At 62.4% G+C, this 13,733-nt stretch carries 9 protein-coding genes; 8 read left to right on the forward strand and 1 reads right to left on the reverse strand.

Annotation, left to right across the window (positions count from 1 at the left end):
* Nucleotides 1-35 precede the first annotated feature (35 nt).
* Nucleotides 36-4,892, reverse strand: a complete 4,857-nt coding sequence (locus tag FHL07_RS22160; protein WP_138738918.1) for an NAD-glutamate dehydrogenase — start codon at nucleotides 4,890-4,892, stop codon at nucleotides 36-38.
* A 433-nt stretch (nucleotides 4,893-5,325) separates the two neighbouring features.
* On the opposite strand from FHL07_RS22160, the gene FHL07_RS22165 reads away from it, so the two are divergent.
* The 8 genes from FHL07_RS22165 (at nucleotide 5,326) to FHL07_RS22200 (ending at nucleotide 13,675) form a co-directional block, all read left to right on the forward strand.
* Nucleotides 5,326-5,682: a hypothetical protein gene (locus tag FHL07_RS22165; protein WP_095000542.1), complete on the forward strand. Its 357-nt coding sequence runs from the start codon at nucleotides 5,326-5,328 to the stop codon at nucleotides 5,680-5,682.
* A gap of 91 nt (nucleotides 5,683-5,773) precedes the next feature.
* Entirely contained in the window at nucleotides 5,774-6,520 is a 747-nt protein-coding gene (locus tag FHL07_RS22170; RefSeq protein ID WP_095020999.1) for an amidohydrolase family protein, read from the forward strand.
* Nucleotides 6,521-6,840: 320 nt separating this feature from the next.
* Nucleotides 6,841-7,800: an AAA family ATPase gene (locus FHL07_RS22175; RefSeq protein ID WP_016780594.1), complete on the forward strand. Its 960-nt coding sequence runs from the start codon at nucleotides 6,841-6,843 to the stop codon at nucleotides 7,798-7,800.
* A 3-nt stretch (nucleotides 7,801-7,803) separates the two neighbouring features.
* Nucleotides 7,804-8,748: a DUF58 domain-containing protein gene (locus FHL07_RS22180; RefSeq protein WP_095000549.1), complete on the forward strand. Its 945-nt coding sequence runs from the start codon at nucleotides 7,804-7,806 to the stop codon at nucleotides 8,746-8,748.
* The gene (locus FHL07_RS22185) at nucleotides 8,745-9,239 is read left to right on the forward strand and encodes a DUF4381 domain-containing protein (protein WP_095000550.1); all 495 of its coding nucleotides are present in this window, start codon (nucleotides 8,745-8,747) and stop codon (nucleotides 9,237-9,239) included. The genes FHL07_RS22180 and FHL07_RS22185 overlap by 4 nt, the downstream gene beginning before the upstream one ends.
* A complete protein-coding gene (locus FHL07_RS22190; RefSeq protein WP_095000551.1) occupies nucleotides 9,232-10,305 on the forward strand; it encodes a vWA domain-containing protein in 1,074 nt (357 codons plus the stop codon). Before FHL07_RS22185 ends, FHL07_RS22190 begins: the two co-directional genes overlap by 8 nt.
* Nucleotides 10,302-12,044: a VWA domain-containing protein gene (locus FHL07_RS22195; RefSeq protein ID WP_138738919.1), complete on the forward strand. Its 1,743-nt coding sequence runs from the start codon at nucleotides 10,302-10,304 to the stop codon at nucleotides 12,042-12,044. The genes FHL07_RS22190 and FHL07_RS22195 overlap by 4 nt, the downstream gene beginning before the upstream one ends.
* Complete coding sequence (locus FHL07_RS22200; protein ID WP_095039211.1) at nucleotides 12,041-13,675, forward strand: BatD family protein; 1,635 nt, start codon at nucleotides 12,041-12,043, stop codon at nucleotides 13,673-13,675. Before FHL07_RS22195 ends, FHL07_RS22200 begins: the two co-directional genes overlap by 4 nt.
* Nucleotides 13,676-13,733: the final 58 nt, after the last annotated feature.

The raw sequence follows: 13,733 nt of genomic DNA on the forward strand, positions 1-13,733 counted from the left end.
ACATGAGCCGGGGCTTTGTTTTGCAACTCAGGCTGTCAGAGCCCTGATTGACCGCTCAACGCCAGGTCCAGCAGCTCGCGGTTGGCCACCGCGTACATGGCATAGTCGCTGCCGGTGGCGGCACGCAGATCCACCAGCATCGAGCGCCAGCGCTCAACCATCGAGTGGTTCTGTTCAAGCCACAGCGCCAGCCGTGCCTCGATACTTTCCCCGGCCTCGGTCATCTGCAACACCGAAATGGTAATTGCCCGCTGCTGCCAGTCGATATCGTCGCGGAACGCCTCGCGGGCCAGGGCCTGCCAGTTGTTCTCCACCGGCAGGTTGCTGATCTGCTGCAAGTACCAGGTCAGGTCCAGCGCACTGCCCACGGCGAAGTACGTCTTGGCCACATCCGCAGCATTTTGCCCGGTGACATCCGAAGCCTCGATAATCGGCAACAGGGTATACAGGTGCGTGGTACCCGCTACCATGCGCGCCAGCAACTCCGGCACGCCCGCCTCGACGTAGGCCTGATAGCGGGTCTGCCAGCCTTCGCGGGTCGGCCCTTCCAGCAGTTCGTCGAGCTTGAGGCCCAATGCCGCCAGATGCGGGCCGAAATGCGCCACATCCCGTGCAGCATCCAGCTCGTTACGACGGCTGCGCAGGAACCAGCGTGTAGCGCGGCGCCCCAGACGCATCAACTCATCCATCAGTGCCAGCTGGATTTCAGCCGGTACCTGATAGTCCAGCGCCTCGATCTGCCGGAACCAGTGTGGCAGGTGGAAAATATCACGCACGATGACGTAGGCGCCGGCCACGTTGGCAGCACTCATCCCCGTCGACTCTTTCAGGCGCTCGACAAAGGTGATGCCCATATGGTTGACCAGATCGTTGGCAATCTGGGTGCTGACGATTTCACGCTTCAGGCGATGGCGACGCATGGCTTCGGCAAATTTGCTCACCAGCATCGGCGGGAACGCGGTTTCCATGTCCCGGGTCAGGTAGTCGTCATCCGGCACCCGGGAGTTGAGCAGCGCCTCTTTAAGGTCGATCTTGCTGTACGAGATCAGCACCGACAGCTCGGCACGGGTCAGGCCGTGGCCCGCCGCTACGCGCTCGTTGAGCTGCTCTTCTGACGGCAGGAACTCGATGGCACGGTCCAGCTTGCCACGGGCTTCCAGATCGTTCATCAGGCGCTTGTATTCGGCAATCCGCTCATAGGCCTTGCGCGCGGCCAGCGAAATGGCCTGGGTCTGCTTGTAGTTGTTGCCCAGGACCAGGCCGCCCACCTCATCGGTCATGCTGCCCAGCAACTGGTTACGCTGCTTCTCGGTCATATCGCCGGCCTGCACCACTTCATTGAGCAGGATCTTGATATTCACTTCGTGGTCAGAGCAGTCCACACCGCCGGCATTATCGATAAAGTCGGTGTTGGAGCCGCCGCCATTGAGGTTGAACTCGACACGGCCCAGCTGGGTCATGCCCAGGTTGCCGCCCTCGCCTACCACCTTGCAGCGCAGCTCATTGCCGTTGACCCGTAATGCATCATTGGCCTTGTCGCCGACATCGGCATGGCTTTCGCTACTGGCCTTGACGTAGGTGCCGATACCGCCGTTCCACAGCAGGTCCACCGGGGCCTTGAGCAAGGCATTGAGCAGTTCGGTGGGGGTCAGCCTGTCAGCGGTAATCGCGAAGCGCTCTTTCATCTGCGCGGAGATGGCGATGCTTTTCGCGCTGCGCGAGAAGATCCCGCCGCCCGCCGACATGATGCCGGTGTCGTAGTCCGACCACGCCGAACGCGGCAGATCGAACAGGCGCTGACGCTCGGCGAAGCTGCTGGCAGGCTCCGGGTTCGGGTCGATGAAGATATGCAGGTGGTTGAACGCCGCGACCAGTTGCAACTGATCGGACATCAGCAGGCCGTTGCCGAACACGTCACCGGCCATATCGCCGATACCGACCACGCTGATGCTGTCTTTCTGAACGTTGATCCCGCGCTCTTTAAAGTGACGCTGCACGCCAACCCAGGCACCTTTGGCGGTAATGCCCATCTTTTTATGGTCATAACCGGCCGAACCGCCCGAAGCGAACGCATCGCCCAGCCAGAAGCCGTAATCGATGGCAATGCCGTTGGCGATATCGGAGAAGGTCGCGGTGCCCTTGTCGGCAGCCACCACCAGGTACGGGTCATCATCATCGTGACGGACCACGTTCAACGGCGGTACCAATGCGCCGTCTTTCAAGTTGTCGGTGATGTCCAGCAGGCCGGAAATAAAGATCCGGTAGCAGGCAATCGCCTCGGCCTGGATTTCATCACGGCCGCCGCCCAGCGGCAGGCGGCGCGGCACGAAGCCGCCTTTGGCACCCACCGGCACAATGACCGAGTTTTTCACTTGCTGGGCTTTTACCAGGCCCAGCACTTCGGTGCGGAAGTCTTCTTCACGGTCCGACCAGCGCAAGCCGCCACGGGCCACGTTGCCGAAGCGCAAGTGCACGCCTTCAACCCGCGGCGAGTAGACGAAGATTTCAAACTTCGGCACCGGCCTTGGCAGCTCGGGGATCAGGTGCGGGTTGAACTTGAAGCTGAAGTACGAACGGTTGTGACCGTTGCCATCCGGCTGGTAGAAGTTGGTGCGCAACGTGGCTTTGATCAAGTCCAGGTAGCGACGCAGGATGCGGTCTTCGTTGAGCACCTGCACATCGTCCAGGGCTGTCAGGATCGCCTGCTCCAGACGCAGCTGCTTGTCTTCGAGGTCTTCGGCCGTCAGCTTGCGCGCCAGGTAGAAGCGGGTCTTGAACAGCCGGGTCAACTCGCGGGCGATGTCTGTGTGGTTGTTCAGGGTGCTGGCGATATACCCCAGGTCAAAACCCAGGCGAATCTGCTTCAGGTAACGCGCGTACGCACGCAGCAGCGCCACGTCGCGCCATGGCAGGCCGGCAGTCAGTACCAGGCGGTTGAACGCATCGTTCTCGGCATCGCCGCGTACGATATGCACGAACGCATCCTGCAGCGTGTCGTTGAGTTGCTGGATATCCAGGTTCAAGCCTTCGCCAGCGGTAAAGGCGAAGTCATGGATCCAGAACTCACGGCCATTGGCATGCCGCAAACGGTACGGGAACTCGCCCAGCACGCGCAGGCCGAGGTTCTCCAGAATCGGCAGGACATCGGACAGGGCCAGCGGCGTATCGGCGTGATACAGCTTGCAATGCAGCTCCTGACCGGCACTTTGCCCCAGCGGCTGATAGAAACTCATCACCAGCGGGTTCTTTTCGCTCAGGTTCATCAGGTGCTGCATGTCGACCACGGCCGAATGTGCAGCAAAGCGCTCGCGATAGCCTGCCGGGAAACCTTTGGGGAAATCGGCCAGCACCTTGGTGCCATTGGCCTCGCCAAAGCTTTCGACCACCAGGCTGGCGTAGTCGTCCTGCCAGCTGCGGCAGGCCTGGACCACTTCTTTTTCCAGCAACAGCGGGTCGATATCGATGCGGTTTTTCGGGTCAACCCGCAGAATCAGCTGCACGCGGGCCAGCACCGACTCCGAGAAGAAGGTCCAGAACTCGCAATCCGACGCCTGCAGACGCTCCATCAGCACCTGCTGGATTTTCTGCCGCACTTCGGTGGAGTAGATATCCCGCGGTACGTAGGCCAGGCAATAGCAGAAGCGGCCGTACGGGTCCTTGCGCAGGAACACGCGAATCTTGTTGCGCTCCTGGATCTGCACGATCGACATCACGGTGTTGAACAGTTCGTCCACCGGAGTCTGGAACAGGTCGTCACGGGGCAGGACTTCCACCACCTGGGCCAGTTCCTTGCCCAGGTGAGCCTTGGCCTGGAAGCCCGAGCGGCGCTCGATTTCTGCCACCTTGCGACGAATATAAGGGATCACCCGCACGCTCTCGCCGTACACCGAAGAGGTGTACAGGCCCATAAAGCGGCACTCCTTGATGACCTTGCCGCTGGCATCGATCTGGCGAATCGACACATAGTCCGGGTACGCCGGGCGATGCACGCGGCTCGGGTGCGCGGCCTTGGCGAACGACAGCAGGGTCGGCTCGCGCAGGTAGCTGACGGCGTAGTCTTCGATACGCAGGTCTTCGGCGGTGAGCCCGGCGCGCAACAGCTTGGTCAGGCCCAGGAACGAGTCGGGGTCATATTCGATATGACCGCCATCGGCATCGTCACGCACCACAAATTCTTCATAGCCCAGGAAGGTGAAGTGGTTGCCCACCAGCCATTCCAGGAAGCTTTTGACTTCGGTTTTCTCATCGGCATCGACGGCGTACTGGCAGTTGTCGACACTGGCCAGCAGTTCCTGCACCTTGGCCTTCATCGGCTCGAAGTCAGCCACGGCAACCCGTACTTCACCCAGAACCTGCTCCAGTTCCTTGTTCAGCACATTCAATTCGGCGGCGTGTGCGCAGCGATCGATTTCCAGGTACATCAGCGACTCTTGCGAGACACCTTCCCCCGTGGTGCCCTTGGGCAGGATTTCCAGCAACTCGCCTTTGCCGCCGCGACGCACGCTCAACACCGTGGTTTGCAGGGTATGAATGCTGTAACCGCGACGGTTCAGCTCGGTACGCACCGAGTCCACCAGAAACGGCAGGTCGTGGTGCAGGACTTCAACTGCCGTGTGGGTGGACTGCCAGCCGTGGCGCTCGTAGTCGGGGTTGAATACCCGCACTTGCGGCTGGGCCGGGTCGAAACGCTCCAGCAGGCGCCACGCCGACAGCGTGCAGCCGGCGAGGTCGGACATGCGCCGCTGTGTAAGTTCATCCAGAGAAATGATGCCGAAGAATTGCTCAGCGAACAGCGCCACTTGTGGCAGTGCCTGTTCACTGATGTGCTGCGCCAGTGCCGCTTGCAGTTGATGCTGGAAGTCGGCTTTGCTGGCTGCGGTGAAGAACGCCATCTGTGGTACTCCGCTTGGGCTTGTTATTGAGAGAAGCGTCGCGTGTTGTTCCCGCGTGAGGAGGTGAAGCTGGCCGTGACCCACGGGTCACATTCACCTGCAAGGATGGTGATCTACAAAAACGACTGCCGGTTGAACAGGCTGTGTCTTTAGAGATAACAATCACCGCGCAGCTTAACGATTGCGCTGTACGGCCTGCTTACGGTGCGGCGACATATTCGGTCATCGGGACGCAACCGCCAGGGCGGACATAGAACAACCCTAGCATCGGCAAGCGAAAAACCTTCATAAAAGCACCGTAGTTTCCGTAGCGAGCAACAGAAATGACTGACCATTTGCCCAGTTGTTCCATTCAAACCTGCACAAATCGGTTCAGGCTGGCAAAATTGGCCTCTGATCGACCTACCCGCGCCCAGAGCGCCAGGAATTACCCATGCAAATGACCACCGACCACCTGCTCGCCAACCCGTGCGACGACGAAGAAGACAATATGGCCATGCTGTGCTGCCACACCGACAGCGGCGAAATGTTTCTGATGACCCGTTACCCGGACGAAGACGAGCTGGAAATCACCCTGGAAGACGAGCCTTCGACCCTGGACGGCGTCAAGGTCACCTTGAGCCCTACCCGCCTGCTGATCGAAATCGGCGCGGGTGATGCGGACGTTCTCAAGGGCGATGACCACCTGGAAATCCTCCACAACACCCCTGCGGCAGACCTTGGCGAAGTCGAAGAGACCCTGCAGAACATCCTCAAGGGCACCGGTACCTATATCAGCGAGCTGAATTAATCCTCCATGAGGAAGGGAGTCTTGCAGGGCACATTGTGGGAGCGCGCAGGCTCGCTCCCACAGTCATACACTTCCACTGGAGCTCACCACCATGCGCCCGATCTTCGATGCCCACTGCCATATCATTGACAGCGCCTACCCGCTGATTCCCAACAATGGCTATGTGCCCGAGTTCTTCAGTGTCGATGACTACCTGGCCCGGGCCACCCCCCTGGGTATCGTGGGCGGTGCCGTGGTATCGGGTTCCTTTCAGGGCTACGACCAGAGCTACCTGATCGCTGCACTCAAGCGTTTAGGCCCGGGGTTTGTGGGCGTGACCCAGTTGCCCGCCAGTGTCACCGATGCCGAGCTGCAGACCCTGCGCCGGCAGGGCATCCGCGCCCTGCGCTTCAACCTCAAGCGCGGAGGCTCCGAACAACTTGACCAGCTCGAATCATTGGCCATGCGCGTGCATGAACAAGTGGGCTGGCATTCCGAGCTGTACGTTGACTCACGGGAACTGTCAGGACTGGAAGACCGGTTGCGACGCCTGCCGGCGCTGAGCATCGACCACCTGGGTTTAAGCCATGAGGGCCTGCCCAGCCTGCTGCGCCTGGCGGAGCACGGCGTGCGGATCAAGGCCTGCGGTTTTGGCCGGGTTGATTTTGCCGTGCCGCAAGTACTGCAACAGATCCATAGCATCAACCCCGACGCCCTGATGTTTGCTACGGACCTGCCATCAACCCGGGCGCCACGGGCCTTTGAGGACAACGATATCGCCTTGCTGGTAGAGGCCCTTGGCGAAGATGGCGCACACAAAGCCCTGTGGCATAACGCACGCAGCTTTTATGGCTTTTAATCCTGTAGCCGCTGACGAGCGTAGCGAGGCCAAGATCGAACGCAAAGCGTTCGCTAATCCGATAGACGCGGTGCAGCCGAACTATCGGATGGCCGGGATTTACGACTGCTGCGCAGTCGTTCGCAGCCTCGCTACGCTCATCAGCGGCTACAAGACCCCATGCAGATGAGCACCAATCTCAACAAGCCCGGGCATTTCAGGTTTTTCCTGTAAAAATCCCCACCGCCATTAGTCCGCAGAGCCTCCAATGGATTAAAGTAACGCCCCCAGCCCCGGTGTAATTTCTGCGCCGCCGGTGTCCTTTTCAGGAACAGTCATCGATGGAACATCGTGAAGCGCTACTGGCGCTGCGAACCTTTCTTTCAACCCAGATCCTCGGTCAGGAAAAACTGATCGACCGTCTGCTGATCGCCTTGCTCGCTGATGGCCATATGCTGGTCGAGGGCGCCCCCGGCCTGGCCAAGACCAAGGCCATCAAGGAGCTGGCAGAAGGTATTGAAGCGCAGTTCCATCGAATCCAGTTCACTCCCGACCTGCTGCCTGCCGATATCACCGGCACCGAGATCTATCGCCCGGAAACCGGCAGTTTCGTGTTCCAGCAAGGGCCGATCTTCCATAACCTGGTACTGGCAGACGAAATCAACCGCGCCCCGGCCAAGGTGCAATCGGCGCTGCTTGAAGCCATGGCCGAGCGCCAGGTCAGTGTCGGGCGCAGTACCTATGAGCTGTCGCCGCTGTTTCTGGTCATGGCCACGCAAAACCCCATTGAGCAGGAAGGCACCTACCCGCTGCCCGAAGCCCAGCTCGACCGCTTTCTGATGCACGTCAAAATCGGTTTCCCGGATGCCGCCGTCGAACGCCGCATTCTGCAGCAGGCACGCGGCGAAGCCCTTAACGGGGAAACCAAGCCCGAGCGCCGGGTCAGCCAGCAGGCCATCTTCGCCGCGCGCAAGGAAATCCTCGGCCTGTACATGGCCGATGCCGTGGAGGAGTACCTGGTGCAACTGGTCATGGCCACCCGCACCCCGGGCAAGTTCGACCCGGAAATGGCCGAGTGGATCGCCTACGGCGCCAGCCCCCGCGGTTCGATTGCCCTGGACCGCTGCGCACGGGCCCACGCCTGGCTGGCCGGGCGCGACTTCGTCAGCCCCGAAGATATCCAGGCTGTGTTGTTTGACGTGCTGCGCCACCGCATCATCCTGTCGTTTGAAGCCGAAGCCGCCGGTATCGACCAGGACCGCGTGGTGCAACGCATCCTCGACGTCGTGGCCGTTGCCTGACCCATGAACACCCCCCTGCCCGCCGAGCCCGGCATCCGCGTCACCCTTGCGGAACTGATCGAGATGCGCCATCGGGTGCGTGAAGTGCAGCTGTTCGCCTCGCCCAGCCAGCGCAGCCCGCTGGTGGGCCTGCATCACTCGAAACTGCGCGGACGCGGGGTCGACTTCGATCAGGTGCGGGTCTATCAGGCCGGTGACGATGTGCGCACCATTGACTGGCGCGTCACGGCGCGTACCCAGGAACCGCATACCAAGATGTTCCATGAGGAACGCGAGCGGCCAATTTTCATCCTTGCCGAACAAAGCCGGCGGCTGTTTTTCGGCTCGGGGCTGATGTTCAAGTCGGTGCTTGCCGCCCAGGCCGCCAGCCTGATCGGCTGGGCCGCCCTGGGTCACAACGATCGTGTTGGCGGGCTGGTATTTGGCGACCATGAACACTATGAAATCAAACCACGGCGCAGCAAGCAGAGCCTGCTGCAGCTGCTGAACCGCCTGGTGCGGGTCAACCAGTCGCTGCACACCGAAGTGCAATCGGACCGCGACGCGCTGGGCATGGCCCTGATCCGCGCCCGTGAAGTACTGCGCCCCGGCAGCCTGGTGATCGTGATCTGTGATGAACGCGGCCTCACCGACGCCGCCGAGCAGCAACTGAGCCTGCTGTCACGCCATTGCGACCTGATGCTACTGCCGTTGTCCGATCCTCTCGACCACGCCTTACCCGCTGCCGGGTTGTTGCGCTTTGCCGAGCGCGGCGCGCAACTGGAACTGGACACCCTCAACTATGATCTGCGCCAGGCCTACCGCGCCCAGGCCGAGGCCCGCATCGCCCGCTGGGAACTGCTGGCGCAAAAACTGCGGGTGTTGCTGATGCCGCTGAGCACTCAAAGCGAGATGGTCGAACAGCTGCGCGAATACCTGAACGCCAAACGCCCCGGCAAAGCCTCATGAAAGAACTTGAACAACTGCAACCCTTGATCCTGCCGCCTGCACTCGGCATCTGGCCGCCAGCGCCGGGCTGGTGGCTATTATTGCTCGTGGTGCCCGCCCTGGGATGGGGCCTGTGGTGGCTGCGCCGCTACCTGCCTGCCAAACGCCTGCCGGCACGCACCGAACAACCGCTCGACCCGGTACGCCTGGCTGCCCTGGAAGAACTGGCCCGTTTCCCCAAACCCTACGATGGCGCACCGGCCGGCGCCTGGTTGCAACAGCTCAACGGCCTGCTCAAGCGCCTGTGCCGCAACCACTACCCCTACAGCCAGAGCCACACCCTCAATGGCCGCAAGTGGCTGGCGTTCCTAGACAACCGCTGCCCGGCTGCCGGGTTGACCCGCTGGATGGTGCTGGTCGAAGGTGCCTACAAGCCCGAGTGCAAGCTCGACGACAAGGCCATTGCCGGGCTCAATCAGGCGGTCGAAACCTGGATTCGCAAACATGTTTGAATTTGCCTGGCCGTGGATCTTCATCCTGCTGCCCCTGCCCTGGTTGATGCGCCTGGTGCTGCCGCCTGCCGACAGCGGGGAGGCGGCGCTGCAGGTCAGTTTCTTGAGTGACCTTGAACAACTGACCCGGCGCAAGGCCCGCGCCACCCTGCCTTCATGGCGCCAGCAAATTCCCCATATCCTTCTCTGGCTGCTGTTGCTGACGGCCGCTGCCCGCCCGCAGTGGCTGGGCGAACCTTTGCCGATTGCCGCCAGCGGCCGTGATTTGCTGGTGGCGGTGGATGTCTCGGGTTCGATGGACTACCCCGACATGCAATGGCAGGGTGAAGACGTAACCCGCCTGGACCTGGTCAAAAACCTGCTCGGCGAGTTCCTCGAAAACCGTGAAGGCGATCGCGTCGGCCTGATCCTCTTCGGCAGCCAGGCTTACCTGCAAGCGCCGCTGACCTTCGACCGCCACACCGTGCATACCTGGCTCGACGAAGCACGCATTGGCATCGCCGGTAAGAACACCGCCATCGGCGACGCCATTGGCCTGGCCCTCAAGCGCTTGCGCCAACGCCCGGCACAAAGCCGGGTGCTGATCCTGATTACCGATGGCGCCAACAACGGCGGGCATATCGACCCGCTGACCGCCGCTCGCCTGGCTGCCGAAGAGGGAGTCAAAATCTACCCCATCGGCATCGGCGCAGACCCGGACGAGAGCAGCAAGGGCCTGCTCAGCATCAACCCCGGGGTCGACCTCGATGAGCCGGCACTCGAAGAAATCGCCAAAGTCACCGGTGGCCGCTACTTCCGCGCCCGCAACGGCGGTGAACTGGCGGCCATCAAGGACACCCTCGACCAACTGGAGCCTGTGGCCCAACAACCGACCCAGGCGCGTCCGGCGCAGGCACTCTACAGCTGGCCGCTGGCCGCGGCCCTGTTGCTCAGTATGCTGCTGGTGATCCGCGAACTGTGGCCCAACAACCCTGTGCAGCGCTGGCTGAGCAAGGAGCATTTTCTGCAGCAACATCCTGACTGGCGTGCGCGCCTCACACGCCTGCGCCTGCGGAGGCGTCGATGAGCACGCTCTGGCCGCACTGGTTCCGCCCCGAATGGCTGCTCATCCTGCCGCTGCTCGGCTGGTTGCTGTGGCAGCGCTGGCACCGGGAAAAACGCGCGGGCCGCTGGCAGAAAATCCTGCCGCCGGCCTTTCATCGGGTGCTGCTCAGCGGCGGCAGCGGGCGTAGCAGCAAATTGCCATGGATCGCCCTCGGACTCGGCTGGCTGCTGGCCCTGCTGGCCCTGCTCGGGCCCAGTTGGCAGCGCGTCGAGCAGTCCTCGCAGAAACCCGAAGACCCGCTGGTGGTGATGCTCGAACTGACCCCCGAAATGCTCGCCACCGACAGTTCGCCCAACCGTCTTGAGCAGGCACGGCGCAAAATCTACGACCTGCTGCAAAACCGCAGCGACGCGCAAACCGCCGTGATCGTCTACGCGGGCAGCGCCCATACCCTGGTGCCGCTGTCCGATGACATGGCCACCAGCCGCAACCTGCTCGAAGCCCTCAAGCCGTCGATCATGCCGCAGCCGGGCCATCGCGCCGACCTGGCGATTGGCAAAGCCCTTGAACTGCTGGATCAGAGCGCACTGGGCCAGGGCCGCTTGCTGCTGATCACCTCATCGCTCAGTGAACTGGAGCGCAACGGCATCCGCCAGGCCTTGAGCGGCCATGCACCGCAACTGCTGATACTGGGTATTGGCAGTCGCGAAGGCGCCCCCGTGGTGGATGAAAACGGGCAGTTTCTCCAGGACGACCAGGGTGCCATTCTCCTGCCGCGTCTCGACAGCCCGAGCCTGCGCGCCTTTGCCCTCGATATAGGTGGCCGCTACCGCCAGGCGCGTCTGGATGACAACGACCTGCGCGGCCTGGGCCTGCTCGACGGCCCGCGCAACCTGCGCAATGACGGCCAGACCCTGCAACTGGATACCTGGGCCGACCAGGGTTACTGGCTGTTGCTGCCGCTTCTGCTGCTGGTGGCCTGCGCGGGCCGCCGTGGCTGGCTGTTCTGCCTGCCCCTGCTGTTTATGCTGCAACCGCAGCCCGCGCAGGCCATGAGCTTTACCGACCTGTGGCTGCGTCCCGACCAACAGGGCCTGCGCCTGTTGCAGCAAAACAAGCCGCTGCTGGCCGTGGAGCATTTCAGCGACCCGCTCTGGCAGGGCGTGGCCCTGTACCGGGCGGGTGACTATGCGGGTGCAGCCCGACGCTTTGCCGAAGTCAACAGCGCCAGCGCGCACTATAATCGCGGCAATGCACTGGCCATGAACGGCGAGCTGGAAGCGGCCATCGATGCCTGGGAACAGGCGCTGGAACTGCAACCCGAGCTGGAGGCTGCCGCACAGAACAAAGCCCTGGTCGAACAGCTGCTCGAGCAGCAACGCGCCCAGGCCGAAGCTGAAGCCGAAGCCGAACACCCCCCCGAGCCGCCCGCGCCAGCCGAGACTGAAACCCCGCTGAGCAGCAGCGCACAGGGTGCCACCAGCAGCAGCACCCGCAATGAAGACAACAGCTCGGCCACCAGCCCCACCACCGAGCCTGCGCCGCACGAGCAGCTCGACCCCGACACTGCTCCGCACGCCGACGGCGAACCGGACGACGGGCCCACCACGCGCCCGCCCGCTCCGGCCGCCAACCAGACCGCAGAAGAACAACGCCAGGCCCTGGAACAATGGCTCAGACAGATCCCCGACAACCCTGCCGAATTGTTACGCCGCAAATTCTGGTACGAACAGCAGCTCCATCAGGACACGCCCAAATGAACCGCCTCTGTGTTTTGCTTCTTTTGCTGTGTTGCTGGACCTTGCCGGCAAACGCCCTGGGCCTGATCGCCAGTGTTGATCGCGACCAGCTCAACTCCGGTGAAACCGTCGAACTGACCCTGGAATCCGACGACGTCACCCAGTTCGGCAAGCCCGACCTCACCCCGCTGGACGGGCTGTTCGAAGTGCGCGGCACTCGCCAGGTCAACCAGCTCAACAGCCTCAGCGACGACAACAAGGGCACCACCCGCTGGATCATCACCCTGCAACCCAGACAGACCGGCACAGTGATCATCCCGTCACTGCAAATCGGCGACTACCACAGCCAGCCGATCACCCTCACCGTGACCCAGAGCGTGGCCAGCGAAAGCGAACTGGAACCGGTGTTTATCGAGGCCAGCCTCGACCAGCCCAAGGTCTATGTGCAGGCACAGGCGCTGCTGACCCTGCGCATTTACCACTCCGTAGCGCTGTACGACGACAGCAGCCTGACCACCCTGCACCTGGACGACGCCATCGTCGAGCAACTGGGCGAGTCGCGCACCTATGAAAAGCTTATCAACGGCGTGCGCCATGGTGTGATCGAACGCCGCTACGGCATCTACCCGCAGCGCAGCGGCGAACTGATCATCCCGGCACAAACCTTCAGCGCCACCCAGGTCGACAGCCAGCAAGCCACGGCCCCTGCCCCGCTGGGGCCAACACCCGGCAAGATGGTCCACGTAACCTCGGCTGAAATCCCCCTGAACGTGTTGCCCAAGCCCGACGCCTGGCCAGCCACGGCTCCCTGGTTGCCTGCGCGCAGCCTGAGCATAAGCGAAACCTGGAACCCGGAACCTGACCATACACTCGTCGGTGACTCCCTGACCCGCACCCTCACGCTCAAGGCCGAAGGCCTGTCCAGCGCCCAGCTGCCGCCCCTGCCTGCCACCGATGTCAACGGCCTGCGGCGCTACCCTGACCTGCCGCAACTGAGCAACCAGATCACCGAAAACGGCCTGATCGGCAGCCGCGAAGAACGCGAAGCACTGGTCCCGACCCGGGTTGGCCAGATTGAACTGCCCGCAGTCGAAGTGGTGTGGTGGAACACCCACGAAGATCATCTGGAGCGCACTTACCTACCCGCCCGCACCCTGATGGCGGCGGCCAATCCCAATCTGGCCGTGGACACGCCTGCCAGCGGCACACCCGCAGCCCTGAACGAAACGTCTTCGCTGTGGATCTGGCAACTGAGCACCCTGTTCCTGGCATTCACCACCCTGGCGAGCCTGGGCCTGTGGTGGCGTGCCCGCTGGCAACCGGCAATCCTGCGCGCCGCGCAAACCGGCCCGAGCCCGCGCACCCTGCTGGACGACCTCAAGCGCGCGAGCCTGGCCAACGACCCGCAAGCCACCCGCCAGGCCCTGGATGCCTGGGCGCGGCAACAGCCGGAAACCCTGGCCGACATGGCCGCTCGTTTTGTATTACTGTCCGATGCCCTCGACGGCCTCAATGGGGCGCTCTACAGCGAAACCGGCCAGCACTGGCAAGGCGAAGAACTGTGGAAGGCCATCCGCAGTATTCCTGCCGCCGAGCGCGAGCAGCAAGACAGCGCCGAGCCGAGCAGCCTGCCGCCGCTTTACCCCAAATAAATTCAAGGCAGCCCCTGAACCGCCTGAGCGAACGGGCTGCCTGCACCTTTGAAAACGG

Origin of the sequence: Pseudomonas sp. FSL W7-0098 (assembly GCF_005930585.1) — a bacterium.
Lineage (GTDB): Bacteria > Pseudomonadota > Gammaproteobacteria > Pseudomonadales > Pseudomonadaceae > Aquipseudomonas > Aquipseudomonas bubulae.

Bases quoted from the DNA above. Each gene is read 5' to 3' on its own strand.
- FHL07_RS22160 (WP_138738918.1), bottom strand. From the start codon at position 4,892: ATGGCGTTCTTCACCGCAGCCAGCAAAGCCGACTTCCAGCATCAACTG.
- FHL07_RS22165 (WP_095000542.1), top strand. From the start codon at position 5,326: ATGCAAATGACCACCGACCACCTGCTCGCCAACCCGTGCGACGACGAA.
- FHL07_RS22170 (WP_095020999.1), top strand. From the start codon at position 5,774: ATGCGCCCGATCTTCGATGCCCACTGCCATATCATTGACAGCGCCTAC.
- FHL07_RS22175 (WP_016780594.1), top strand. From the start codon at position 6,841: ATGGAACATCGTGAAGCGCTACTGGCGCTGCGAACCTTTCTTTCAACC.
- FHL07_RS22180 (WP_095000549.1), top strand. From the start codon at position 7,804: ATGAACACCCCCCTGCCCGCCGAGCCCGGCATCCGCGTCACCCTTGCG.
- FHL07_RS22185 (WP_095000550.1), top strand. From the start codon at position 8,745: ATGAAAGAACTTGAACAACTGCAACCCTTGATCCTGCCGCCTGCACTC.
- FHL07_RS22190 (WP_095000551.1), top strand. From the start codon at position 9,232: ATGTTTGAATTTGCCTGGCCGTGGATCTTCATCCTGCTGCCCCTGCCC.
- FHL07_RS22195 (WP_138738919.1), top strand. From the start codon at position 10,302: ATGAGCACGCTCTGGCCGCACTGGTTCCGCCCCGAATGGCTGCTCATC.
- FHL07_RS22200 (WP_095039211.1), top strand. From the start codon at position 12,041: ATGAACCGCCTCTGTGTTTTGCTTCTTTTGCTGTGTTGCTGGACCTTG.